Genomic DNA, 23,585 nt, shown 5'->3' with positions numbered 1-23,585 from the left:
AAAAGCGCAGGTTCTGGCGGTTCTACCTCAGGTTTCTTGTGCTTTGGTCGCGGCGGCCATCAGCTCGGCGCCGTACCTGCCGACGTGCGCGACGAACGTGCGCGCTGTCCGGGTGAGCAGGGCATCGGGCGGCCACACGACGCAGACGGCGACGTCGTCCAGCGGCGGCGCTGCGATCTCCTTCTCCACGAGCGGTCGACCCTCGTAGCTCACCGGGGCGATCGCCCGCGAGACGAGCAGCGTCCACCCGAGCCCCCGCCCCACGAAGGAGCGCGCGGTCTCGTACGTGCGCGCCCGGTAGCCGACCCGCGGGGAGAAGCCGGCCCGGCGGCAGCAGTCGAACGCGTGGTTGGCGCTCGGCGCCGCGTCGAGCAGGACCATCGGGTCCTCGGCGAGGTCGGCGAGGTCGAGGTCGGCCGACTCGTCGGCGAGCCGGTGGTCGGCGGGGAGGACCACCATCGGCGACAGGTGGGCGAACGCCGCCCGCGGCCAGCCTGGCGCGAGGTCGAGGTCGTACATGATCGCCAGGTCCAGCGTCCCGGCGGCGAGCGCCGAGGTGAGCTGGTCCTGGGTGGCCTCCTGGACGTCGATGCGGGCGTCCGGGTGCCGATCGCCGAAGCCCGAGACGAGCCCCGGCAAGACCGTCGGCGCGAACCACGGCGCACAGCCGACCCTGACGACGCCGGAGACACCGGCCTCGCTCCCGCGGGCGTCGGCCTCGAGCTCGCTCGCCTGGTGGAGCAGGAGGCGGGCCGGCGCGAGCAGGAGCTCACCGCTCGCGGTGAGCCTGACCCCCTTGGCCCGGCGGCGGTGCACCAGCTGCACGTGCAGCGCCCGCTCGAGCTCGCCCAGCGAGGCCGAGACCGCCGAGGGCGACATGAGCAGGCGCTCCGCGGCTCCGCTGATCGTGCCGGCGTCCGCCACCGCGAGGAACGCCGCGATCTGGTTCAGCGTGAAAGCCGGGGCTCCCTCGACCTTGGCCACGCGGGCAGGCTACCCCGCCGTCGACGCTCCGGGCCTCGGGGTCACCGGAGTACCGAGCGGGCGATGACGAGCCGCTGGATCTGGTTGGTGCCCTCGTAGATCTGGGTGATCTTCGCGTCCCGCATCATCCGCTCGACGGGGAAGTCCCGCACGTAGCCGGACCCGCCGAGCAGCTGGACGGCGTCGGTGGTCACCCGCATGGCGGTGTCGGAGGCGAGGCACTTGGCCACGGCGCCGGCGGTCGCGATGTCGGGGCCGCCCTCGTCGATCTCCCGGGCGGCGGCGTACGTCGCGGTGCGGGCGGAGCGGATCGCGATCTCCGCGTCGGCGACCATGAACTGCAGCCCTTGGAAGTCGGCGAGCGGGCGCCCGAACTGGTGCCGCTCGCGCAGGTACGCGGTCGCGACGTCGAGCGCGCCCTGGGCGATCCCGACGGCCTGGGCGGCGACCGACGTACGCGTCCGGTCGAGCGTGTCGAGCGCGATCCGCATCCCGTCGCCGGGGCTGCCGAGGATCCGGTCGGCGGGGATGCGTACGTCGTCGAGGTGGATCTCGCAGGTCGGCGACCCGCGCAGGCCCATCTTCTTCTCAGGTGGGCCGAACGACACGCCCGGGTCGGTCCGCTCGAGCAGGAACGCCGACAGCCCCCGGCCGCGGGCGGTCGGATCGGTGGACGCGAAGAGCACATAGACGTCGGCGCGGCCGGCGTTGGTGATCCACCGCTTCGTGCCCCGCAGGACCCAGCCCTCGTCGCTGCGGGTGGCGCGGGTGGCGATCGCGGCGACGTCGCTGCCCGCGTCCGGCTCCGAGAGCGCGAACGCCGCCAGCCACTCCCCGCTCGCCACCCTCGGCAGGTAGGTGCGCTTCTGCTCCTCCGAGGCCGCGAGCAGCAGCGGCACGCTGAACAGCTCCGCCGCCCCCGCCACCTGCTGCGTCGTCGCGCACACCCGGGCCAGCTCCTCGGCCACCACAGCGCCAGCGAGGTGGTCTCCGCCCTGCCCGCCGTAATCCTCCGGGATCGTCACCGCGTGCAGCCCGGCGGCGACGACCGCCCGCAGCGACGCCTCGGGGAACGTCGCCGTCTCGTCCACCTCCGCGGCGTACGGCGCGACCTGCTCCTCGGCCACCTGCCGCGCCACCTCGCGGAGCGCGAGGTGGTCGGGCCCGAGTCCGTACGACGGCCGGTGCGCTCCCACGGCTCGCGACCCTAGCCGTCTGCGCGCCGCGAGGACGTATGTGCTGCCGTCACGCGGGAGCCCGGCGCGGCCTCAGACGTCCGCGAACCGCAGCCGTGCCGGCGTCTCGGTGGCCGCGGCCTTCGTGACGAAGTCCCGCCGCTTGGCGGCGAAGCCGTTGCGGTCCTCGAAGATGTCCCGGGCCATCTCGGCGAGCTCGATGGTCTGGTAGTACGACAGCGGCCTGGCCGCCGCTCGCCGCTCGGCGCGCTCGCGGAGGACCCGCTCGAGGTTGGCCGGCTCGGTGTAGTGCCGGGCGGCGGCGCGCAGCCAGGTGTCGAAGTCACCGGGGTCGCGCGGGCCGACGCCGGCGACGAGCCCGAGCCGGGCCGCCTCGGTCGCGGAGATCGGCAGCTTCGACCTGAGCAGCTCGTCGGCCTTCTCCTCGCCGGCCCGGGCGGCGAGGCTCCAGGTGTGGAGCTCGGAGCCGAAGATGCCCATGTCGTAGTACGGGTTGAGCACGACCCCCTCGCGGGCGAGGGTCACGTCGGCGCAGAGCGCGGCCATCACCCCGCCCGCACCCGCGCTGGCGGTGTAGGCGGCGATGGTGAGCTGGTCGGCGGAGGCGAGCGTGAGGCAGAGCTCGTCGATGGCCCGGATGTTCTCCCAGGCCTCGGCGGCCGGGTCGGCCGAGGCCTCGATCATGCCCAGGTGGATGCCGTTGGAGAAGGCGTGCTCGGTGCCGCGTACGACGAGCACGCGGGTGTCCTCGATGAGGGCCTTCTCGACGTCGGTGGCGAGGCGGCGGCACTGCTCGGCGTACATCGCGCCGTTGTAGGACCGGATGGTCAGGTACCCGATGTCGCCGTCGCGCTCGTACGACGACTCCGCGTGGCTCTCGGGCAGGCTCCGGAAGGTGCTGCCGCCGGCGTCGATCACGCGGGCCGCGGGGAGCTTGTGGCCGCGGCGGTTGTTCTCCAGGGTCGCGGCGTACCCGATCCAGAGCGTGCCGCGGCCGGTCGCGACGGCGACCGCCTCGAGGTCGTGCCACACGACCGTCCCGGGGAGCGCGCCGCTGTCCTCGGCGACGGCGACGGCGTCGTACAGGCAGTAGGACCGTCCCTCGATCGTCGCCGGCGCGCCGGGGGCGCCGTCGGCGGCGGCGATCCGGCGGGCGAGGACCTCGGCGGCCTCGTTCCAGTCGAGGGCGAAGTCCGTACGCCGCAGCAGCGGCAGCTCGTCGGTGTCCGGCACCGGTCGCGGGCACTCCTCCAGCGGCACCGGTCGCTCGCCGGCCTCCACCTTGCGGAGCACCTCGTCGACGCAGGTCATCGCGGCGTCGGCGACGAGCCCGTTGTAGAGCGCGCTCTTCGCGATCGGCTCCGCCGGCAGGTCGAAGGTCGAGGTCGCCCAGACCGGCCCGGCGTCCATCTCCTCCACGGCCGACAGGGCGGTGACGCCCCACTGCTCGCGCCCGTGGAGGATCGCGTGGTCGAGCGAGGACGGGCCGCGGTCGCCGACCGGACCGGGGTGGACGACGACGGTGTCCCAGCGGTCCCACACGTCCTGCGGCACCCGGTGCTTGAGGAACGGGCAGAGGATCAGGTCGGGCCGGGCCCGCTCGACGGCGGAGGTGAGCTCCTCCGGGGTGGCGTACGCCGGCGCCAGCTCGACCCCGACCTCGTGGCCGTGGTCGCGCAGGTGGCACCAGACGCGCTGGGTGAGGCCGTTGAAGGCCGAGACGAGCAGCAGGATCCGCATCCGGCTGGACTCCTTCACACTGGGGGGTCGATTCGTGGCGGCCCCCCAGATCGCCCGCGAACTCTAGCCAGATGCGTGTGGCCCGGACAACGTCACCCCCCGGGACGGTTCACCCGTCGAGATTCGCCTTCTCGCCGCAGATGGTGGTGTCGTCACCGTGCCCGGTGTGGACGATGGTGTCCTCGGGGAGGGTGAACAGCCGGGCCCGGATCGACTCCTCGAGGGTCGGCCGGTCGCTGTAGGAGCGACCGGTGGCGCCGGGCCCGCCGTTGAACAGGGTGTCGCCGGTGAAGACCCGGCCCAGGTCGGCGGCGTACAGGCAGACCGCGCCGGGCGCGTGGCCGGGGGTGTGGATCACCTGCAGCGTCGTACCCGCCACCGTCAGGGTCTGCCCGTCGGAGAGGTCGGCGTCCCACAGCTCCCCGGTCGGGTCGTCGGGTCCGCCGTGGGTCAGCTCCCACAGCGGACGGTCGTCGGGGTGGAGCAGGATCGGCGCGCTGACCCGCTCGCGGAGCGCGGGGGCGACCCGGACGTGGTCGTCGTGGGCGTGGGTGCACACGATCGCCTTGACCGTCCGGTCGCCGACCACCGCCATGATCCCGTCGACGTCGTGGGGTGCGTCGATGACGAGGCACTCGCTGTCGTCGCCGACCACCCAGACGTTGTTGTCCACCTCGAAGGTCTCCCCGTCAAGGGTGAACGTCCCCGACGTGACACCGTGGTCCACCCGCGCGCCCATCAGAGGATCACCACGCTGCGGAGCACGTCGCCGTGGTGCATCTTGGCGAAGGCGGCCTCGACCTCGTCGAGCTTGATCTCCTCGGTCACGAACGCGTCCAGGTCGAGTCGGCCCTGCTGGTAGAGGTCGATGAGCATCGGGAAGTCCCGGGAGGGGAGGCAGTCGCCGTACCAGGACGACTTGAGCGCCCCGCCGCGGCCGAAGACGTCGAGCAGCGGCAGCTCGGGCACCTTCATCTCCGGGGTCGGCACCCCGACCAGGACGACGGTGCCGGCCAGGTCGCGGGCGTAGAACGCCTGCTTCCAGGTCTCGGGGCGGCCGACCGCCTCGATCACCACGTCGGCGCCCTCGGCGCCCTCGTAGAAGCCCGCGGCGATCTCCTTGATCGCCTCGACCGGGTCACTCTGGCTGGAGTCGACGGTGTGGGTGGCGCCCAGCTCGGTGGCCTTGGCCAGCTTCTTGGGGTCGATGTCGACGGCGATGATCGGGTTCGCCCCGGCCAGCGCCGACCCGGCGATCGCGGCGGCCCCGACACCGCCGCAGCCGATCACCGCCACCGACTTGCCGCGGCCGACCGCGCCGGTGTTGATCGCCGCGCCGAGCCCGGCCATCACCCCACAGCCCAGCAGCCCCGCGGCCGCGGGACGGGCGCTCGGGTCGACCTTGGTGCACTGCCCGGCCGCGACCAGGGTCTTCTCGGCGAACGCCCCGATCCCCAGCGCCGGCGACATCTCGGTCCCGTCCTCGAGGGTCATCTTCTGGGAGGCGTTGTGCGTGTTGAAGCAGTACCACGGCTCGCCGCGCTTGCACGCCCGGCACTGGCCGCACACCGCCCGCCAGTTCAGCACCACGAAGTCACCAGGGGTCACGTCGGTGACGCCCTCGCCGACCGCCTCCACGATCCCGGCGGCCTCGTGGCCGAGCAGGAACGGGAACTCGTCGTTGATCCCGCCCTCCCGGTAGTGCAGGTCCGTGTGGCACACGCCGCACGCCTGCACCTTCACGACCGCCTCGCCCGGCCCCGGGTCCGGCACGTTGACCGTCACCACCTCGACCGGGGCGCCCTTGCTCCGCGCGATGACACCCTTCACCTGCTGCATGCCTGCTCCCTCACTTCCACACGTCGGACGCGATGTCCACGATGCTGCGGACCTTCGCCCACTGCTCGTCCTCGGTCAGCACGTTGCCCTCCTCGGTCGAGGCGAAGCCGCACTGCGGGCTGAGCGCGAGCTGCTCGAGCGGCGCGAACGCGGTGGCCTCGTCGATCCGACGCTTCACGTCGGCCGGGTCCTCGAGCGTCCCGCTCTTGGAGGTGATCAGCCCGAGGACGACCGTCTTGTCGCCCGCCGGCAGGAAGCGGAGCGGCTCGAAGCCGCCGGCCCGCTCGGTGTCGTACTCGAGGAAGTAGCCGTCGTACGCCGTGTTGCCGAGCAGCTGCTCGGCGACCGGCTCGTAGCCCCCCGAGGAGATCCAGGTCGAGCGGAAGTTGCCGCGGCAGACGTGCGTGGTGACCACGAGGTCGTCCGGCTTGTCGCGCAGCGCGTCGTTGAGGACGCCGGCGTACGCCTCCGGGAGGTGGTCGATCCGGATCCCCCGCTCCTCCGCCTTCGCCAGCTCCTCCTTGGAGCACAGGTAGGCCCACGCGGTGTCGTCGAACTGGAGGTAGCGGCAGCCCGCGTCGTAGAAGGCGCGGATCGCGTCACGGTACGCCGCGGAGAGGTCCTCGAAGATGTCGTCGCGGTGCTCGTACAGGTCGGTCGTGATCGCGTGCTGCTCGAGCCGGAAGTGCAGGACGGTCGGCGAGGGGATCGTCATCTTGGGGAGTACGCCGCCGGCGTGCTCCTTCAGGAACGCGAAGTGGTCGAGCATCGGGTGGTGGTCGGGGAAGCCGATCCTCCCGCTGACCTGGACCCCCCGCGGCTTGGTCTCGACGCCGGAGAACTGGATGCCGTGGTCGAGCTCGACGACGTCGACCCCGTCGAGCATCCCGAAGTAGTCGAAGTGCCACCACGACCGGCGGAACTCGCCGTCGGTCACGGCCTTGAGGCCGTTCTCCTTCTCCTTCGCGATCAGCTCGCGGATCTGCTGGTCCTCGATCTCATGCAGCGCCGCGTCGTCCAGCTCGCCGGCCTCGTGGGCCGCACGGGCCTCGTGGATCGCGTCGGTCCGCAGGAAGCTGCCGACGACGTCGGCGCGGAAGGGCGGGTTCGTGCTCATCGTTGAACTCCTTGCGCGGTCGGTACTCCTCTCCGGCACGGTAGCGGCCCACGCCTCACCCGCGCAGGGCCGTCCGCCGTCGTACGACCTCGGGGACGACGCCGGAAACGACGCCGGGGACGACGAAGGCCCCGGTCGATGGGACCGGGGCCGGGTTCGAGGCGGCGCTGGCGCGCCTCCTCAACCACCGTCGTGGTGGTGACGTGTTTGCGAAACCGTCTGACCTGCGCAGACGCGCACCCTGCTCGGTCTCGATCCCATAACAAGGCGGCCGGTATCCCATGACCGCTCGCCATGATGGCGAGGTGGGTCTCTTGGCCGCCAAGCCCAGCACCCCGACCGTCCACGAGTGGCCGACAGCGAACGTCGCGCTCGTCATCTCGGCGATCGCCGCTCTCGTGGCGCTGGGCTCGTTTGCCGTGGCGTGCATGACCTACCGGCGCGCGGGCGCCCTGATCTGGGTGAGCGCCGAGATTGGTCGCATCGTCGACACCGATGCTGGACGGGAGTTGTTCAAGTCGATCACCGTCACGGTCGCCAACAAGGGGCTGGCCGCGGTGACGGTGCGCAACGTCGCGTTCGAGTACAAGTCGTCACGGTGGAGGCGGTGGAGTCGGGAGGCCCTGATACCGGTGCCCGACGACGTACTGGTCAAGTGGCCCGAACGCGTGGAGGGCAACTCCGAGCAGTCGTTCGTTTACAAGCGGGCGGTGGTGCAGGAGGCCGCCGACCCGTCCGGCGGGGAGGTTTTCCTGCGCGCCAGGGTGAGCCTGGCTAGCGGCAAGGCGCGTAGAAGCAGGGCTATCCGACTCGACCCGCTGTAACTCGGACGAGCAGGGTTTCGGGGTAGCGATCGCTGTCATCCGGCACTGCGCCACAAGTCCGCCCTCGAATAGGGATATTGCACTTTTGTCCCGCGTCGGATGTGTGACTGACATCATGGCTGCACTCGGGTGTATCGGGGAGGCGACGCGATGGCCACAGGCACGGGCGGAGGTCTGCTCGCCACGCCGAAAGCGACCTCCATCTTCAAGCACGAGATCTTGAAGCAGTACAGCACGGTGTTCCTCGCGAAGGTCGCCTCTCGCTCGACGGGTGGCCGGGTGATGGTCCTCGACGGGTTCGCTGGGCGCGGTCGGTTCGTTGACGGCACGCCGGGATCAGCCGAATTGTTCATGAGCGCCGCAGTGGGCCTTGCGCCTCGCACCGTGGCCAGCATCCGGCTGTTCGAGAAGAACCGCGACGACGCTGAGCGGCTCGCCGACGTTGTCGCTGAATACCGGGCGATGGGCCTCGACGTGACATCGGAGTGTGCTGACGTCGAAACCCGACTGAGCGCGGCCATCAAGGAGGCGGACGGAATACCGCTGTTCCTGTTCCTCGACCCATGCGGCCAGAATCTTCCGTTCGACACAGTTGTCGGGGCGCTGAGCGGCGACCGCGGCAAGAGATGGCCGCCGACGGAGGCTCTGCTGAACCTGAGCGCAGACTTCACCAGGCGGGTCTCGGGCGTACTCCATGCTGGTCAGCAGTCGGCTGGCCTGGAGACCATGGACCAGGTGATGGGCGGTTCGTGGTGGCGAAAGATCGCTCTAGACGCGCACGCGGCGACGCCGGACGGCACCTGGGGCGTGGCTGCCGACAAGGTCGCCTCGGAGTGCACCCACAGACTCGCCCGCGCCGCCAACACCGGCGGTGTGGTGATTCCGGTACGTCGCAAGCCGGAGAACCAGCCGACTTACCACTTGGTCTACCTGACCAGATCCAATGACGGTCACTGGGTGATGGCCGACGCGCTGGCCCGCGCTCGCCAGAAGTGGTTGCGCGAGGTCGGCCCGCAGCCAGACGACGAGCAGGGTCCTCTGTTCGACTTCGACATCGTGGGCGAGAAGATCGAGGAAGAGCAGACCACCGCCGCCGAGCGCGCACGGACCCGGATACTGCGCCTGGCAGCCGACCACCGCAAGTTCGTCCTGGTCGACCATGTGATCGAGGTGTACGGCCCCGACTACGGCGTCATGACCGAATCCACCCTCGGCAAGGTCCTCAAGGGCTTGGTGAGCGAGAAGCGGCTGGTCAGGGAGCCGGGATACCCGCTGGGCAAGGCGCCGTTCACGTTCGCTGGCTGACTGTCACAAGGCTCCGGCGAGCGCGGGCATCTCGTCCCACGTACGCCCGTGAAGTTCGCGCCCGTTCGCCTTTGGTGTCCGTCCGCCCCACTGCTTGAAGAAGAACGGCACATCGGCATCGGCGCACTGGAGTTGGATGTCCTCGACCCAGGCGTAGTCCATCGGCCGAGCACGCGGGCCGGACTCCCCGCCCACGATCACCCAATCGACTGAGGTCAGGTCAAGACCTGGGAGCGCCGTTAGAAGCGGCTCGCAGGAGAGGAACCTCGTCGCAGCAGGTGTCGCGGCCAAGTGGTCGATCCGGTTCGTCACATCATGGGACTCGACGCTCACGCCCATCCAGAGGTTGTCGGGCCAGTCGAGTCGGTCAGCGATACGTGCCATCCGATGCGCCCGCTTCGTCAGCGCCTGGTAGGTGTGTCGTGGAGTCTCTGCGATGACGTCGAACACGTCCCGGATGAATGAGACCGGCACCTTGGCGTGGAACAGGTCGCTCATCGAGTTCACGAACACGACCTTCGGCGAGCGCCACTTATAGGGCTGCGTCAATGCGGAGGGGTGAACGGTGACCGCAAACCCTGGCCCAGAAGTAACCGGGTCGCCGTCGTTCTGGTACTTCTCGGCTCCCATAGCCCGAAGCCTCTTCGCCAACGCGAGCGCGTAGCAGTTGTCGCACCCGGCAGCCACGCGGTCACACCCGGTAACGGGGTTCCAGGTGACCTCGGTCCACTCGATCGCGCTGATAGTCGCCACCGCTCCTCCAGACTGCCCCATACCGGTTCTCTTCACGCTACCGAGAACGCGACGCAGCGCGTGATTCATCCCCGGGAGGTGTCCAGAACAAGATCACTCTCAGAGGCACCCTAGCGGTCATGGCATTCGAACCTATGTTCTAGCCGGTGGCGTGTCTAGTCCACCTGAAGGTGTCGTGTCGCGGGACGTCGGTGAGGGTTGTGTGTCAGGACATCGGTGGCCTGACCGAGGACGACGTGGACGAGGTCCAATGCTGGCTCGCATCGGCAGCCGGAGTGGATACGCAAGGCGCACGGTGATCGGTCCGCCCGTGTCAGCCGGTCGACGCGGCGGCGCAGTGCGTTGCGCATTCCGATCGATCTCTCGCCGGACCGTCATAGGTCGAGTTCGTAGCGAAGGAGTCGGTGAGACCACCGGTGCTGCTGCTGCGTACGTCGGCATGACTCGCGGCCGCGACTCGAACGTCGCTCACCTCGTCGCGGGGTCTGTCGAGGACGCTCGTCGCCAGTGGATCGATGTCTTCAACCGTGACCGTGCCGATCTCGGTCCGGCCCACGCAGCCCGAAGAGCCGCGGAGGACATCGATCGCTACGGCTCACAGCCGCCCGCCCGCTCGACGGCGCTCCAAGCGCAGCTTCTCACCGCCGGCGTACGCCGTCGCCCCGAGCCACCGTCGGTCATGACCCCCACGTCGGGGCGTGGAATCGGACGTTAGCCCCGACGGTCGCGCTCGGCGACCGCCGCCATCACCACCGCCTCCTGCGGCGAGATGCGTCGCTCGACCGTCGAGAGATCCAGTTCGAGAGCCGCGAGCACCCGGAAGATCGGCTCGATGCTCGCCGCGGGATGCCCCGTCTCGAACCTCGCCAGCCACGCGCGTGACACCCCCGCCTGTTCCGCGAGCTGCACCTGCGTGAGGCGGCGCTCCTTCCGCTCCGCCCGGATGACCGCCCCGAACTGGCGTGGATTCCCGATCCTCATCCCGCCTCCATGTCCACGATCATAGACATTTCGCAAGGTCTATGTACGTAGACATTCTCAGCGGATCTCACGGCGCCGGGAAGGGCACTCGTTCCGAAGTGAGCACGAGGGCCGCCTCCATTGCCTTCTGTGGGCAGAGGCAGCAAGCGAAAGTTCAGCACCAGATGTCCGATCCGGGCGGTCGCCGGTTGCCTCTCCCTCATACAGGCACCTTTCCAAACGGCCCTGAACGGAGGCTGACCATGACCATCACGCCGATCCACATCCCCGACGAGTGGGACGACAACGACATCCTGCTCTTCGAGGAGTTCTGCACGTTCATCCGCACCCGTCCCCGCACCGTCAGGTGCTGGCGCGTCGAAGGCCGCGGGCCATGCTGGTGGCGGTTCAACGGCAACGGCCGTCTTTACACGACCGTCGCCGAGCCCGCCGGTTCCTGCGGCAGGGCCGCTGACCCGAGGCACTCATGTCTGCCAATGTCGAGCTGCATCCGCTGCTGACCACGGAGGAGGCCGCGGCGTACCTCAACGTCCCCACTCGCTGGGTCGCGGATGCTGCGCGCGAAGGCAAGGTCCGGTGCACGCACCTCGGCAAGCACGTCCGCTTCCGCATCGAGCACCTTGACGAGCTCATCGAGGCGGGCGAGCAGCCGTTGACAGCACCGGTGATCCCGATCCGCCGGGACTGCCGACGATCGCGGCTCTGAAATGCAGTCAGGCGGAGAGTCGAGTCTCGACGAGCGATGCCATTTCCTCGTCAACCTCGATCCGGGACCATCCCCGCATGCACAGCAGGGCCGCCGCGTCGATGACATCGTCGCGCTTGAAACGGCCGGGCTTCCAGGCCTCCACGCTGCCGACGACCTCATCGAGCCGCGGGACGATGCCGGACTCCTTGAAGGACTCCGCGGCCACGAAGTGGACGGTGGCCGCAACCTCGGCCGAAGTGGAGTTCATTCGTGCCATCAGGTCGACTGTGCGCTCGACCGCGTCGCGGTAGGGCTCCATCCGCTCCCGCACCCTGGCCACGGCATCGGCGTACGTGGGACCAACCTGCACCTCAAACATGTTGCCGCGTTGCGTTTCGACCGCGAGCCCGTTGTTCTCCAGTTGGCCGATCCGTCGCTTCAGGTCCGGACTGAATGGTCCGTAGGAGCCGCGCTCGAAGGCGAGACCCGTGGCAATACCGGCCTCGGTCGCGAAATACGCGAGCTTCTGGAACATGATCCTGCCCACTGGCCAGTGATACGTCTGCCGTTGAAGCCGGTCAAGGACAGCGACCACGGCGACCCACTCAGGTGGCACGCGCGGTTCAGCACTCGGTTCCTCGAGCAGCGCGAGCTGCTCCTGATCGGTCGTCGCGCCCGCCGGCGCGTAGAGCTCAACCGGGATGTCCAGCCTGGAGAGGTGTCTGACGAGTGTTGGTCCAACGACCTCCCACTCAAGCTGCCCATTGCCGCAGCCAAGTGGAGGAACGGCAATCGAGGTGATGCCCCACTCCTTGTAGTGCCGCTCCAAGTGCTCCAGGCCAGCGACGATGTCCGAGAGCTTGCTGACGGCGCGCCAGTGGCCCTTGGTCGGGAAGTTGAGCACCAAGTGGTCTGACTCCTCGAAGACATAGGGCCTTCCGAGCATCAGATCGCCACGATCGCAACGCCGAACGTAGTCAGTGAACATGTCGGGATAGCGCTTCTTGAAGGCCAGCGCGATGCCCTTGCCCATCACACCGACCGTGTTCACCGTGTTGACGAGGGTCTGCTGGCGGGACTTCAGGAGGTCGCCGGCCACGATTCTGACGTTGCCGGTCTCAAGCAAAGTAGACATGCGCATTCACCTCCACTGCCCAGTGTGCAGCAAGCCGCCGACATTCTTGAGCTGCGGACGAACGCCACGTGTAGCAGCCCAGGATGTGTTCTGGCGACACCACGTCCGGCACGAGAACCTCTGCCTGGCGTTGACGCTTCCGCTCCTGCTGCTCCCAGTAGTCATCATGAGTCCACCACTCAGCGTAGACCCGCTCGGCATCCAGATTCGCGAGGCCGCCCGGCGATGGGAAGAAGCGAGTCGGACCGTTCGCCGCGTTCCCATCAGAGACGACCACGCCGTCGAGATCCAGCACGGCCGGCGCGATGCGGACAACAACGAGGTCATCACTGCGGCGCATCCACATCATCGCGTTGCGAGCGTCGAAATAGAGGTTGACGTACTCATGGAGGAGCCTGCCGCCGGGAACCCGCTTGCCCGCGCGACGATCCTGCACATCCGCCAACGCGACCGAATCATGCGCCACGTCGCTCGCGCGGGCATGACTCATCAGGCCGAGCGACGCGATCGAGGCAAGGTTTGCCATCGGCGCCATGTAATGCAGCTCAGTCACGACGGAACGATCCACGGCCACTCCCTTCGACGGGGAGCCTGCCAGATCGGGCCGACAATCACGGGCGACCGTTCGGCCGGATCGTGCCGCCGCCAAGAGCAGTGTCGATGATCCCCGATATCAGCTCGTCCCCCGCCGGCAGCAGGTGACCGTACGTGTCGATGGTCGTGGTGATCGACTCGTGCCCGAGTCGCGCCTGAATGTGTGGCAGCGGCGCTCCACCGGCAACGAGCCAGGCGACGTGGGTGTGGCGCAGGTCGTGGAACCGGAACCGCGCGATGCCGTCGGCCTCCAGCTTCTTCATCAGCTTGCTCCAGACGTGGGTGTAGAAGTCGCCGTGGTGAAGCGGCAGGCCGGTGCGTGTGACGAAGATGAAGTCGTCGGGCGCTCGTCCCTTGACTCGCTTCGAGAGCACGGACGCGACCGCCGGCGAGATCGTGATCGTGCGCCTCGATTTCACGGTCTTCGGATTGCCGAGGTGATGTCCGCGCATCCGGTGCTTCGGCTTGAGCTGCTTCGCCAGCCAGGCCGGGGTGTCGGCCTCACCATCCTCGCCGTCGCGCTTCCAGGCCTTGTTGATCCGCATCCGGTTGTGGGCCCGATCGACGTCGCTGACCCAGAGTGCGCTCAGTTCGCCGAACCTCAGACCGGTGCCGGCGGCCACGGTGAGGACGTCCCCGTGGGCGCCGGCCAGCTTCACAGCCTTCTCCAGCTCGGTCTCGGTCAGGAACCGCAGCTCGGGTCGTGCCTGTTTGACCCTGGATCCCTTCGGCGCGCTGCCGACGGCGGGGTTGGTTGTCAGATGACCCCGCTTGACCGCGTAGGCGAACACCCCGTGGATCAGACCGTGGTAATTCGACTTGGTCTTCAACGAGCGGTTCCAGTCGATCAGCCAGTCCTTGAGGTCGGCTTCACTGATTTCGGTGACCGGCCGAGTGAACAGGTGAGCGCCCCGGACCTTAGTGTCGGACAGCACGCCCAGCTGGCCCAGCTACCGCTTGCGCTGACCGGGTGAGAGATCGACGATCTGGCGCACGTACTCCTCACCGATCTCGTCGAAGGTCGGCGGGGGCCTCATGGGGTCGCCGCTGCCTGCGGCTCGCACGAATCCCTCGCCCTTGACCCAGCCATCCGGCCAGCGCTGCCCGGCCGCCTGGACCATCTGCTTGAAGCCGTCGGCACGAGCGAGGTTCTGAGCGTCACTGCCGGCGCTGAAAGTCTCGACCTGATACGGCCCCTCACGGGTCCCGCCCAGGCGCCAGACCACCCGCGCGGAGGTCCCTCCGTCGCGACGCTTGCGCTTCTCGATCCAAGCCATCCGTGCACCTCCAGGTAGGTGCTGGTGCTACCACCGTGCTACCCGGAGTCCCGAGGCTACGCCCGAAATGCACGAAGGCCCAGGTGAAACCTGGGCCTTCTCAAGTGCGCGAGGGGGGAGTTGAACCCCCACGCCCTTTCGGGCACACGGACCTGAACCGTGCGCGTCTGCCTATTCCGCCACTCGCGCGTCGAAGCACCGGAAGGCTATCCCAGCGCCGCGGCCATCCCCAAACCGGCGGCGCGGTGGGGGCACCCGTCTAGAGTGCCCCGATACGATCGGCGCGAACCCGGGGGACCACACTCGGGTCGTCGGCATGCAGACACACAGGAGAGAGGAGGCCGCGGTGGGCGGGCTGCAGAAGTTCGAGCAGCGCCTGGAGGGGTGGATCTCCGGGGCGTTCGCCCGGGCCTTCCGGTCGGCCGTGCAGCCGGTGGAGATCGCCGCGGCGCTCCAGCGCGAGGTCGACAACAACTCCCAGATCCTGAGCCGTCAGCGCCGGCTGGCGCCCAACGACTTCCACGTGGAGCTCTCACCCCCGGACATGACCCGGCTGGCGCCGTACGACTCCACCCTGGCCGAGGAGCTGAAGCAGCAGCTCAAGCAGCACGCCGACCAGCAGGGCTTCGTCTTCCCGGGCCGGATCACGATCGAGTTCGAGGAGCACCCCGACCTCACGACCGGCCGGTTCCGGATCAAGAGCCGCGCCCTCGCGGGGGTGAGCGGCGCGTCGATGACCGACACGCAGGTACGCCGCGCCCGCGCCTACCTCGAGATCAACGGCACCCGCCATCCGCTCCACGCCTCCGTCGTGGTCGGCCGCGGGACCGACGCCGACCTGCGCATCAACGACCCGGGGGTGAGCCGCCGGCACGTCGAGTTCCGGATGCGCGGCAGCGACGACCGGCTCCACCTCGAGGTCCGCGACCTCGGCTCGACCAACGGCATGCTCGTCGACGGGCAGAAGATGGGCAGCGCGGTCGTCGACGACGGCTCGCAGGTGCGGATCGGCACCACCACGATCACCGTCCACGTCGTGGAGGAGACTCAGTGAGCCAGCTGACCCTCTTCCTCATCAAGGTCGCCTATCTGGCGATCCTCTGGATCTTCGTCCTCGCCGCGATCTCGGTGATCCGCTCCGACATGTTCGGCGCCCGGGTGGCCGACGGCGCCCGCCAGCCGGCCCCGGAGCGCGCGCGGAAGAAGCAGAAGGCACCCAAGGCGCCACGCCGCGGCGTACCCACCCAGGTCGTCGTCGTCTCGGGCTCCAACGCGGGCACGGCGGTCTCGCTCGAGTCGGCGCCCATCGTCATCGGGCGCGGCGCCGACGCCCAGATCGTGCTCGACGACGACTACGTCTCCACCCGACATGCGCGGATCGCGGTCTCCGGCGAGCAGTGGTTCGTCGAGGACCTCGGCTCGACCAACGGGACCTACATCGGCTCCGTCCGGATCAACCAGCCGACCGCGATCTCCCTGGGCACCCAGGTGCGCATCGGGAAAACGATCCTGGAACTGCGCAAGTGACCCAAGAGAAGCCAGCACTGCGCCTCGACTACGCCGCGATGTCGGACGTGGGCCGGGTCCGCAAGGACAACCAGGACAGCGGGTACGCCGGTCCCTGGCTACTGACCGTCTGCGACGGTGTCGGCGGCGCGGCGCGCGGCGACATCGCGTCGAGCACGGCGGTGCAGCAGCTGCGCAGGCTGGACGAGCCACCGACGCCCGGCCACACCGAGGACGACCTGCTCGGCCTCGTGTCCGGCGCGCTCCACCGGGCCCACGACAGGATCGGCGAGCTGGTCGAGCACGACCCCTCCCTCAACGGCACGAGTACGACGGCCACCGTGGCGCTCTTCGACGGCGAGCGGCTCGCGATGGGCCACGTCGGCGACAGCCGGGCCTACCTCTACCGCGGCGGCGCGGTCTCCCAGATCACCCACGACCACACCTTCGTGCAGACCCTGATCGACGAGGGCAGGATCAGCGAGGAGGAGTCGCGGAACCACCCCCACCGCAACCTCATCCTCCGCGCCCTGGACGGCATGCGCGACGTGGAGCCCGACCTCTTCGTCGTACCCCTCGAGCCCGGTGACCGCGTCATGCTCTGCAGCGACGGCGTCAGCGGCGTGCTCCCCGACGCGCGGTTGGCCGACGTGCTCGGCACCGGCAGTCCGGACTTCGCCGCGGTCGAGCTGGTCAGGGTGGCCCTCGACGCCGGCAGCACCGACAACGTCACCTGCATCGTGGCGGACGTCGTCCCGGCCCAGCAGTCGGCCCCGGAGTCGGCACAGCAGCCGGTCGAGGAGGAGCGCGAGCCCATGCTCGTCGGCGCCGCCGCCGAGCTGCGCCGCAAGCTCCCGCTGGGCGCGGTCAGCGGGCTCTTCCGCGGCCACCGGATGGGCGACACCGGCGAGCTCGAGGCCGTCTCCGACGACTACGCCGACGGGTTCGAGGTCCCGGCCGACGCGATCGACCACGACCCCGAGGACGCCCGCTACGCGCTCCACCCGCCACGGCGCTTCCCGTGGCTGCGGCGGTTCCTCCTGCTGCTCGCCGTGGTCGGGGTCCTCTGGGTCGCCGCCGCGGCCGGCTGGTCGTGGACCCAGAGCCAGTGGTTCGTCGGCGAGAAGGACGGCCGGGTCGCCATCTACCGCGGCGTCCACACGACGCTGCTCGGGTTCGACCTCTATACCCCGTACCAGACCTCCGACCTCGACATCGACCAGCTCGCCGACGTCTACCAGCAGCAGGTCGAGGACGGTCTCCACCAGGACAGCCTCGACGCCGCCAGGCAGAAGGTCCGCGACCTGCGCGCCGACGCCGAGTCCGACGGAGCGAGCGTCTCATGAGCACGCTCAACGGCCTGTCCGGCTTCGTCCACCGCCAGCGACGCGGGGCCGAGCTGGTCCTGATGATCCTCGCGCTCGCCGTCGGGATCGGCGGCTACGCCGCCGTCGGCCTCGGCGTGAAGGAGGAGGTCCCGCCCGACATCTTCGGCTACGGCACCTGGCTGGTCGCGCTGTTGATCGGCGCTCACATCGCCGTACGCTTCCTGGCGCCGTACGCCGACCCGGTGCTGCTCCCCCTGGTGGCGATGCTCAACGGGCTCGGCCTCGCCGAGATCCACCGGCTCGACCTGGCCGCGGGGCTCACCGACGCCGGCGGCGCGTTCGCCCGTCAGCAGCTGATCTGGATGACGATCGGGGTGGGGCTCTTCGTCGGGACGCTGTTCCTGGTCCGCGACCACCGGATGCTGCAGCGGTTCACCTACACCTGCGGGCTGGCCGCGGTCGTCATGCTGATCCTGCCGATGCTCCCGGTCATCGGCAGCAGCAAGAACGGCGCCCAGATCTGGATCCAGCTCGGCGGGATGAGCTTCCAGCCCGGCGAGGTCGCCAAGGTCCTGCTGGTGGTCTGCTTCGCCGGCTACCTCGTGCTCCACCGCGACGCGCTCGCCCTCGCCGGACGGCGGATCCTGTTCATCGACCTGCCCCGCGGCCGCGACCTCGGCCCGATCCTCGCGATGTGGCTGGTCAGCCTCGCGATCCTCGTACGCCAGCACGACCTCGGCTCCAGCCTGCTCTTCTTCGGCATCTTCGTGGTGATGCTCTACGTCGCCACCGAGCGGCGCGGCTGGATCATCGTCGGTGGCGGACTCTTCCTCGTCGGCGCGGTGCTCGCCGGCACCTTCATCTCCCACGTCCACTCCCGCGTGGAGATCTGGCTGCACCCGTTCGACTACTACCAGGCGCAGTCCGGCCCGGCCTCCGACCAGCTCGTCAACGGCCTCTTCGGCCTCGCCTGGGGCGGCCTCCTCGGCCGCGGCTTCGGCGAGGGCGAGCCGTGGCGCATCCCGTACGCCAACTCCGACTTCATCGTCCCCGCCATCGGCGAGGAGCTCGGCCTGACCGCGGTGTTCGCGATCCTGCTCTGCTACGGCCTCATCGTCGAGCGCGGGCTGCGCACGGCGGTCATCTCGCGCGACGACTTCGGCAAGCTCATCGCGGTCGGTCTCGCGACGTCGTTCGCGATCCAGGTCTTCGTGGTCATCGGGGGCGTCACCAACCTGATCCCGGTCACCGGCCTCACCACGCCGTTCCTGTCGTACGGCGGGTCCTCGCTGGTCGCCAACTGGGTCATCGTGGCGCTGCTCCTGCGCATCTCGGACCAGGCCCGCAGGCCGCTGCCCTCGCTCCCCTCCGACGACGAGGTCGCCTCCGACGCGACACAGGTGGTCAAGCTGTGAACCGTCCCATCCGTACCCTCAGCATCGGCTGCCTGATCCTGTTCGTGGCGCTGATGCTCAACATCACCTACGTGCAGTTCGTGAAGGCCGACTCCTACGACGACCACGCCGGCAACCGCCGGGTGACCGAGGAGTCCTTCTCCCGGCAGCGCGGCGCGATCCTGGCCGGCAAGCAGGCGATCGCCAAGAGCGTGAAGAGCAAGGACCAGTACGAGTGGCAGCGGACCTACCCCAAGCCGTTCGAGTACGCCCCGATCACCGGCTTCCTCTCCTTCCAGTACGGCCAGACCGGCATCGAGCGCTCCCAGAACGACATCCTCTCCGGTGACGACGACCGGCTCTTCACCAACCGGCTCATCGATCTGGTGACCAACAGTGACCCAAAGGGCGGCAACGTCGAGCTGACGATCAACCCGAAGGTGCAGGACGCGGCCTACAACGGACTCACCGCCCTCGGCTCCGACGTCCAGGGCGCGGCGGTCGCGATCGAGCCGAGCACGGGCCGCATCCTCGCGATGGCCAGCACGCCGTCGTACGACGTCAACAACCTGGCCAGCCACGACATCGGCGAGACCGAGAAGACGTGGAAGCGGCTCAACGCCGACGACAACCAGCCGATGTCGAACCGTGCGACCCAGACGACCCTCCCGCCGGGCTCGACGTTCAAGCTGGTCACCGCCGCCGCGGCCCTCGAGAACCTCAAGATGACCCCCGACAGCCTGGTCAACGGCACGAACGCGCTCGACGTCCCGCAGACCGACAAGGACATGCACAACGAGGGCGGCGAAAGCTGCGGCAACCTCGGCCAGGCCAAGGTGAGCTTCACCACCGCCCTCGACTGGTCCTGCAACGTGGCCTTCGGCGACGTCGCGCTCAAGCTCAGCGACAAGGAGCTGCGCGAGCAGGCCGAGAAGTTCGGCTTCGGCCAGCACTACCTGGACGACATCTCGCCTCAGGCGCGCAGCAGCTTCCCGCAGGGCACGCTCGGTCCGGCCTACCGCGTGCTGTCGGCCATCGGCCAGTACGACGTCGCCGCCACCCCGCTCCAGATGGCGATGGTCTCGGCCGGGATCGCCAACGGCGGCACCGTGATGAAGCCCTACCTGGTCGACCGGGTGACCTCCGCCTCGCTCGACGTCATCGACCAGGGCCACCCCGAGCCGCTCGACGACGGCCAGCCGGCCATCTCCTCCAGCACGGCCGACCAGCTCACGACGATGATGGAGTCAGTGGTGGACCACGGCACCGGCACCGCCGCGCAGATCCCCGGCATCACGGTCGCGGGCAAGACCGGCACGGCCCAGAGCGACCCGGACCGGCCGCCGTACGCCTGGTTCACGGCGTTCGCTCCCGCGGAGAACCCCAAGATCGCCGTCGCCGTGATGGTCCAGAAGAGCGGTACGCCGCGCAACGACATCGCGGGTGGTGCCCTGTGCGCCCCGATCGCACGGGCGATGATCCAGGCGGCGGTGGGACAGTGACCGACCAGCAGACCGGGCAGGCCCGGCCGGGGCGCTACCAGTTCCACGAGCTCATCGCCACCGGTGGCATGGGCGAGGTCTGGCGCGCCACCGACACCAACCTCGGCCGCGACGTCGCGATCAAGCTCCTCAAGCCGGAGTACGCCGACGACCCGGTCAACCGCCAGCGGTTCGACTCCGAGGCGCGGCACGCCGCCGCCCTCCACCACCCGCACGTCGCGGCCGTCTACGACGTCGGCGAGATGCCGACCGCCAGCGGCCTGATGCGGCCCTACCTCGTGATGGAGCTCGTCGACGGCAAGCCGCTCTCCGACCTGATCCGGGGCGGCCGGCCGCTCGACCCGGACGTCGTACGCGACCTGCTCGGCCAGGCCGGCGACGCGCTCGCCGCCGCACACCGGGCCGGGATCGTCCACCGCGACGTCAAGCCCGCCAACCTGCTCGTCACCCCCGACGGCCAGGTGAAGGTCACCGACTTCGGGATCGCCCGGGCCGCGTCGGCAAGCGCGATCACCAGCACCGGCCAGGTGATGGGCACGCCGCAGTACCTCTCCCCCGAGCAGGCCCGCGGCGAGAGCGCCACCCCCGCCTCCGACGTCTACGCCCTCGGCGTGGTCGCGTTCGAGTGCCTCTCCGGCTACCGCCCGTTCCAGAAGGAGACGCCGGTCGCCACCGCGATCGCCCACCTCCACGACGCCGTCCCGCCGCTGCCCGACAGCGTGCCCGCCGACCTCGGCGCGGTCGTGATGAAGGCGCTGTCCAAGGAGCCGTCCGAGCGCTACCCCGACGCCGCCGCGTTCACCGCCGCCCTGCGGGGCCTGGCCGCGAGCCGTACCGACACCTCGGCGACCATCCCGGTCGTCGCCGCCCCGCTCGCGGCCGCTGCCGCGGGGTCGGAGACCGGGTCGGAGACTGCGGTGCTCCCGTCCGTACCGACCGATGCCACCGACGTCACCCCGCCGCCGCGCTACGACGACGAGGAGCCTCACCGGCCCTGGTACAAGAACCCGTGGAACATCGCGCTCCTCGTCCTCCTGCTGCTCGCGATCATCGCCGTCATCTGGCTGGTCACCTTCTTCAACAGCAGCGAGAGCCCGGCGCCGACCGATACCGCCAGCGACACGTCGTCGGCGCAGGCCAAGACGTCGAAGCCGGCCAAGAAGTCGCCGACGGAGAAGACCTTCAGCCTCGACGAGAGCCAGTACGTCGGCCGTGACGTCGACGACGTGCTCGCCGAGCTGCGCAACCAGGGGCTCCGGCCCTACACCGAGGTCGAGGACAACGACGGCAGCCACGAGGCCGACACCGTGAGCAGTCTCGACCCGTCCCGCAACCTGCACGAGGGCGACCGGATCCTGGTCCGCTACTACGGCGCGGCCCCGGAGCCGACGCCCACACCGACGCCGACCCCGACGCCCACGGAGACGCCGAGCGAGACGCCGAGCGAGACGCCGTCGCCCACCGAGTCGCCGAGTGCCTCCGACAGTCCGTCGATCGACATCCTCCCGGGCGGGGGCGACGACCAGGGGGACCAGGGTGCAGCAGGGGGAGACAGCACGCCATGAACCAGCCAGAGCCGAGCCTGATCGCCGGGCGCTACGAGGTCGGGGAGCTCCTCGGGCGCGGCGGGATGGCCGAGGTCCGCAAGGGCACCGACACCCGCCTCGGCCGCACCGTCGCGATCAAGCGGCTCCGCACCGACCTGGCCAGCGACGCCACCTTCCAGGCGAGGTTCCGTCGTGAGGCGCAGTCCTCGGCCTCGCTCAACCACCCGGCCATCGTCGCCGTCTACGACACCGGCGAGGAGAAGACCGCCGAGGGCGTCGCCCAGCCCTACATCGTGATGGAGTACGTCGCCGGCCGGACGCTGCGTGACATCCTGCGCGAGGGCCGCAAGATCCTGCCCGAGCGAGCGCTGGAGATCACCTCCGACGTCCTCTCCGCGCTCGACTACAGCCACCGGGCCGGGATCATCCACCGCGACATCAAGCCCGGCAACGTGATGCTCACGCCCGCCGGCGACGTCAAGGTGATGGACTTCGGCATCGCCCGGGCGATCAGCGACGCCTCCTCGACGATGACCCAGACCGCCGCCGTCGTCGGCACGGCGCAGTACCTCTCCCCCGAGCAGGCCCGCGGTGAGACCGTCGACTCCCGCTCCGACGTCTACAGCGCCGGCTGCCTGCTCTACGAGCTGCTCACCGGCCGGCCGCCGTTCGTCGGCGACTCGCCGGTCGCGGTCGCCTACCAGCACGTCCGCGAGATGCCCACGCCGCCGTCCGACCACGACACCGCGCTGCCGCCCGAGGTCGACGCGATCGTCATGAAGTCGCTGGCCAAGAGGGTCGAGGACCGTTACCAGTCCGCCGCCGCGATGCGCAACGACATCGAGCGCTACCTCGCCGGCCGGCCGGTCCACGCGGTCGTGCCCCCCGCGCCCGCCACGGTCGCCGGCCCGGCGACGGCCGCCACCGCCGTCGTACCCTCCGCCGGTGGGCCCGGTGCGCCCGTCCCGCCGCCGGGCGAGGAGGACGAGGAGCGCGGTCCGCGCACCTGGCTGCTCGTGCTGCTCGGGCTCATCGTGCTCGCGCTGGTCGCGGTGGGGGCGTTCTTCATGCCGAAGCTGTTCGACGACGCGCCGGACCGGGTCGAGATCCCCAATGTCGTCGGCAAGACCGAGACGCAGGCGCGCAAGCTGATCGGCAACGCCCAGCTCGAGGTCAGCACCACCCAGCAGTCCAGCCAGACGGTGAAGTCCGGCCGAGTCATCAGCCAGGATCCCGAGGGCGGCCAGGGGGCGTACGCCGACCCCGGCACCATCGTCACGATCACCGTCTCGACGGGGCTGCCCGACGTGACCATGCCCGACGTGGTCGGCTCGTCGCTGAAGACGGCCCGCAGCCTGCTCACCGGGGACGGCTACAAGTTCAAGGTCACCGTCGAGCCGGTCGACTCCGACCAGCCGAAGAACGAGGTCCTCGAGACCAACCCGCGGGCCGGCACCAGCGTGACGAGCGGCCCCGGCACGACGGTCATCCTCACGGTCTCCAAGGGCCCGCAGGCGGTCCCGAACGTCATCGGCAAGACGCAGCAGCAGGCCGAGCAGATCCTGCGCAACGCGGGATTCGTCCCGCGCGTCACCGAGGACAACTCGACGAAGAAGCCCAAGGGCACGGTCACCGACCAGTCCCCGAAGGGCTCCTCCCAGCCGCAGGGCACCGAGGTGGTCATCTGGGTCTCGACCTACGAGCCGCTGCCGACGTGCCCCACCTCGACCTCGGTGGTCCCCGACCCGACCAACCCGCTCGCGTCCACGACGACGACGATCCCCGCCGACCCGGGCAACCCGCCGACGTGTACGCCGGGGCCCTCGCCGTCCGAGTCCAGCTCGCCGAGCAGCTCGCCGACGCCGTAGGCCGCGG

General features: G+C 69.7%; 23 protein-coding genes and 1 tRNA gene. 11 read left to right on the top strand and 13 right to left on the bottom strand.

The genetic code is table 11. The features are described 5' to 3' along the window. Positions 1-27: 27 nt before the first annotated feature. From ABLE53_RS17870 to ABLE53_RS17845, 6 genes are all read right to left on the bottom strand, one after another. Entirely contained in the window at positions 28-984 is a 957-nt protein-coding gene (locus ABLE53_RS17870) for a LysR family transcriptional regulator (RefSeq protein ID WP_348860455.1), read from the bottom strand. A 41-nt stretch (positions 985-1,025) separates the two neighbouring features. Continuing rightward, on the bottom strand, positions 1,026-2,180 hold the full coding sequence (locus ABLE53_RS17865) for an acyl-CoA dehydrogenase family protein (RefSeq protein WP_348860453.1): 1,155 nt from the start codon (positions 2,178-2,180) through the stop codon (positions 1,026-1,028). Positions 2,181-2,252: 72 nt separating this feature from the next. Further along, positions 2,253-3,920 (bottom strand): enoyl-CoA hydratase-related protein, encoded by a 1,668-nt coding sequence (locus ABLE53_RS17860; protein WP_348860451.1) that lies wholly within the window; start codon positions 3,918-3,920, stop codon positions 2,253-2,255. 109 nt (positions 3,921-4,029) lie between these two features. Beyond that, entirely contained in the window at positions 4,030-4,659 is a 630-nt protein-coding gene (locus ABLE53_RS17855) for an MBL fold metallo-hydrolase (protein WP_348860449.1), read from the bottom strand. Beyond that, entirely contained in the window at positions 4,659-5,759 is a 1,101-nt protein-coding gene (locus ABLE53_RS17850) for an S-(hydroxymethyl)mycothiol dehydrogenase (protein WP_348860448.1), read from the bottom strand. Before ABLE53_RS17850 ends, ABLE53_RS17855 begins: the two co-directional genes overlap by 1 nt. 10 nt (positions 5,760-5,769) lie before the next feature. Then, positions 5,770-6,876 (bottom strand): 5-methyltetrahydropteroyltriglutamate--homocysteine S-methyltransferase, encoded by a 1,107-nt coding sequence (locus tag ABLE53_RS17845; RefSeq protein ID WP_348860447.1) that lies wholly within the window; start codon positions 6,874-6,876, stop codon positions 5,770-5,772. A gap of 314 nt (positions 6,877-7,190) precedes the next feature. On the opposite strand from ABLE53_RS17845, the gene ABLE53_RS17840 reads away from it, so the two are divergent. Beyond that, complete coding sequence (locus tag ABLE53_RS17840; protein ID WP_348860446.1) at positions 7,191-7,700, top strand: hypothetical protein; 510 nt, start codon at positions 7,191-7,193, stop codon at positions 7,698-7,700. A gap of 150 nt (positions 7,701-7,850) precedes the next feature. Beyond that, on the top strand, positions 7,851-9,005 hold the full coding sequence (gene tcmP, locus ABLE53_RS17835; protein ID WP_348860445.1) for a three-Cys-motif partner protein TcmP: 1,155 nt from the start codon (positions 7,851-7,853) through the stop codon (positions 9,003-9,005). Positions 9,006-9,008: 3 nt separating this feature from the next. Here tcmP and ABLE53_RS17830 read toward each other — a convergent pair whose 3' ends face one another. Then, entirely contained in the window at positions 9,009-9,779 is a 771-nt protein-coding gene (locus ABLE53_RS17830; protein ID WP_348860922.1) for a DUF5131 family protein, read from the bottom strand. 690 nt (positions 9,780-10,469) lie between these two features. Further along, on the bottom strand, positions 10,470-10,739 hold the full coding sequence (locus ABLE53_RS17825) for a helix-turn-helix domain-containing protein (protein ID WP_348860444.1): 270 nt from the start codon (positions 10,737-10,739) through the stop codon (positions 10,470-10,472). A gap of 242 nt (positions 10,740-10,981) precedes the next feature. Here ABLE53_RS17825 and ABLE53_RS17820 point away from each other — a divergent pair, with 242 nt between their 5' ends. Continuing rightward, entirely contained in the window at positions 10,982-11,239 is a 258-nt protein-coding gene (locus tag ABLE53_RS17820; protein WP_348860443.1) for a hypothetical protein, read from the top strand. Further along, entirely contained in the window at positions 11,206-11,445 is a 240-nt protein-coding gene (locus ABLE53_RS17815) for a helix-turn-helix domain-containing protein (protein WP_348860442.1), read from the top strand. The genes ABLE53_RS17820 and ABLE53_RS17815 overlap by 34 nt, the downstream gene beginning before the upstream one ends. A 7-nt stretch (positions 11,446-11,452) precedes the next feature. On the opposite strand, the gene darG is transcribed toward ABLE53_RS17815, so the two are convergent. The 5 genes from darG to ABLE53_RS17790 all read right to left on the bottom strand — a co-directional run bounded on the left by darG (position 11,453) and on the right by ABLE53_RS17790 (position 14,622). Then, on the bottom strand, positions 11,453-12,526 hold the full coding sequence (gene darG / locus ABLE53_RS17810; protein WP_348860441.1) for a type II toxin-antitoxin system antitoxin DNA ADP-ribosyl glycohydrolase DarG: 1,074 nt from the start codon (positions 12,524-12,526) through the stop codon (positions 11,453-11,455). 19 nt (positions 12,527-12,545) lie between these two features. After that, positions 12,546-13,115 carry a DUF4433 domain-containing protein gene (locus ABLE53_RS17805; RefSeq protein ID WP_348860440.1) on the bottom strand — a complete coding sequence of 190 codons (570 nt, stop codon included), beginning with the start codon at positions 13,113-13,115 and terminating at the stop codon, positions 12,546-12,548. 58 nt (positions 13,116-13,173) lie between these two features. Beyond that, the gene (locus tag ABLE53_RS17800) at positions 13,174-14,091 is read right to left on the bottom strand and encodes a tyrosine-type recombinase/integrase (protein ID WP_348860439.1); all 918 of its coding nucleotides are present in this window, start codon (positions 14,089-14,091) and stop codon (positions 13,174-13,176) included. Positions 14,092-14,106: 15 nt separating this feature from the next. Continuing rightward, a complete protein-coding gene (locus tag ABLE53_RS17795) occupies positions 14,107-14,433 on the bottom strand; it encodes a hypothetical protein (protein WP_348860437.1) in 327 nt (108 codons plus the stop codon). Positions 14,434-14,538: 105 nt separating this feature from the next. After that, positions 14,539-14,622: transfer RNA gene (locus ABLE53_RS17790), tRNA-Leu, on the bottom strand. A gap of 157 nt (positions 14,623-14,779) precedes the next feature. Between ABLE53_RS17790 and ABLE53_RS17785 the strand changes: the two genes are divergently transcribed. Genes ABLE53_RS17785 through pknB form a run of 7 tightly spaced genes read left to right on the top strand, consistent with a single transcriptional unit; the run spans position 14,780 to position 23,578 of the window. Then, positions 14,780-15,487: an FHA domain-containing protein gene (locus tag ABLE53_RS17785; protein ID WP_348860436.1), complete on the top strand. Its 708-nt coding sequence runs from the start codon at positions 14,780-14,782 to the stop codon at positions 15,485-15,487. After that, positions 15,484-15,960, top strand: a complete 477-nt coding sequence (locus tag ABLE53_RS17780) for an FHA domain-containing protein FhaB/FipA (protein WP_348860434.1) — start codon at positions 15,484-15,486, stop codon at positions 15,958-15,960. Before ABLE53_RS17785 ends, ABLE53_RS17780 begins: the two co-directional genes overlap by 4 nt. Then, positions 15,957-17,285 carry a PP2C family protein-serine/threonine phosphatase gene (locus ABLE53_RS17775; protein WP_348860432.1) on the top strand — a complete coding sequence of 443 codons (1,329 nt, stop codon included), beginning with the start codon at positions 15,957-15,959 and terminating at the stop codon, positions 17,283-17,285. Before ABLE53_RS17780 ends, ABLE53_RS17775 begins: the two co-directional genes overlap by 4 nt. After that, the gene (locus ABLE53_RS17770) at positions 17,282-18,682 is read left to right on the top strand and encodes an FtsW/RodA/SpoVE family cell cycle protein (protein WP_348860431.1); all 1,401 of its coding nucleotides are present in this window, start codon (positions 17,282-17,284) and stop codon (positions 18,680-18,682) included. Before ABLE53_RS17775 ends, ABLE53_RS17770 begins: the two co-directional genes overlap by 4 nt. Beyond that, positions 18,679-20,163, top strand: a complete 1,485-nt coding sequence (locus ABLE53_RS17765; RefSeq protein WP_348860430.1) for a peptidoglycan D,D-transpeptidase FtsI family protein — start codon at positions 18,679-18,681, stop codon at positions 20,161-20,163. The genes ABLE53_RS17770 and ABLE53_RS17765 overlap by 4 nt, the downstream gene beginning before the upstream one ends. Beyond that, a complete protein-coding gene (locus tag ABLE53_RS17760; RefSeq protein WP_348860429.1) occupies positions 20,160-21,728 on the top strand; it encodes a serine/threonine-protein kinase in 1,569 nt (522 codons plus the stop codon). Before ABLE53_RS17765 ends, ABLE53_RS17760 begins: the two co-directional genes overlap by 4 nt. Continuing rightward, entirely contained in the window at positions 21,725-23,578 is a 1,854-nt protein-coding gene (pknB, locus tag ABLE53_RS17755; RefSeq protein WP_348860428.1) for a Stk1 family PASTA domain-containing Ser/Thr kinase, read from the top strand. The genes ABLE53_RS17760 and pknB overlap by 4 nt, the downstream gene beginning before the upstream one ends. The last annotated feature ends 7 nt before the right edge of the window (positions 23,579-23,585 follow it).

Source organism: Nocardioides asiaticus (assembly GCF_040049175.1).
In the GTDB taxonomy this organism is placed as follows: domain Bacteria; phylum Actinomycetota; class Actinomycetes; order Propionibacteriales; family Nocardioidaceae; genus Nocardioides; species Nocardioides cheoyonin.
Note: the sequence above shows the minus strand (reverse complement) of the source record. Positions and strands in the feature narration are given on the sequence as shown.

Coding starts and splice junctions, on each gene's coding strand:
- ABLE53_RS17795 (WP_348860437.1), bottom strand. CDS start 14,433: ATGGCTTGGATCGAGAAGCGCAAGCGTCGCGACGGAGGGACCTCCGCG.
- ABLE53_RS17850 (WP_348860448.1), bottom strand. CDS start 5,759: ATGCAGCAGGTGAAGGGTGTCATCGCGCGGAGCAAGGGCGCCCCGGTC.
- ABLE53_RS17845 (WP_348860447.1), bottom strand. CDS start 6,876: ATGAGCACGAACCCGCCCTTCCGCGCCGACGTCGTCGGCAGCTTCCTG.
- ABLE53_RS17820 (WP_348860443.1), top strand. CDS start 10,982: ATGACCATCACGCCGATCCACATCCCCGACGAGTGGGACGACAACGAC.
- ABLE53_RS17815 (WP_348860442.1), top strand. CDS start 11,206: ATGTCTGCCAATGTCGAGCTGCATCCGCTGCTGACCACGGAGGAGGCC.
- ABLE53_RS17860 (WP_348860451.1), bottom strand. CDS start 3,920: ATGCGGATCCTGCTGCTCGTCTCGGCCTTCAACGGCCTCACCCAGCGC.
- pknB (WP_348860428.1), top strand. CDS start 21,725: ATGAACCAGCCAGAGCCGAGCCTGATCGCCGGGCGCTACGAGGTCGGG.
- ABLE53_RS17855 (WP_348860449.1), bottom strand. CDS start 4,659: ATGGGCGCGCGGGTGGACCACGGTGTCACGTCGGGGACGTTCACCCTT.
- ABLE53_RS17830 (WP_348860922.1), bottom strand. CDS start 9,779: ATGGGGCAGTCTGGAGGAGCGGTGGCGACTATCAGCGCGATCGAGTGG.
- ABLE53_RS17770 (WP_348860431.1), top strand. CDS start 17,282: ATGAGCACGCTCAACGGCCTGTCCGGCTTCGTCCACCGCCAGCGACGC.
- tcmP (WP_348860445.1), top strand. CDS start 7,851: ATGGCCACAGGCACGGGCGGAGGTCTGCTCGCCACGCCGAAAGCGACC.
- ABLE53_RS17825 (WP_348860444.1), bottom strand. CDS start 10,739: ATGAGGATCGGGAATCCACGCCAGTTCGGGGCGGTCATCCGGGCGGAG.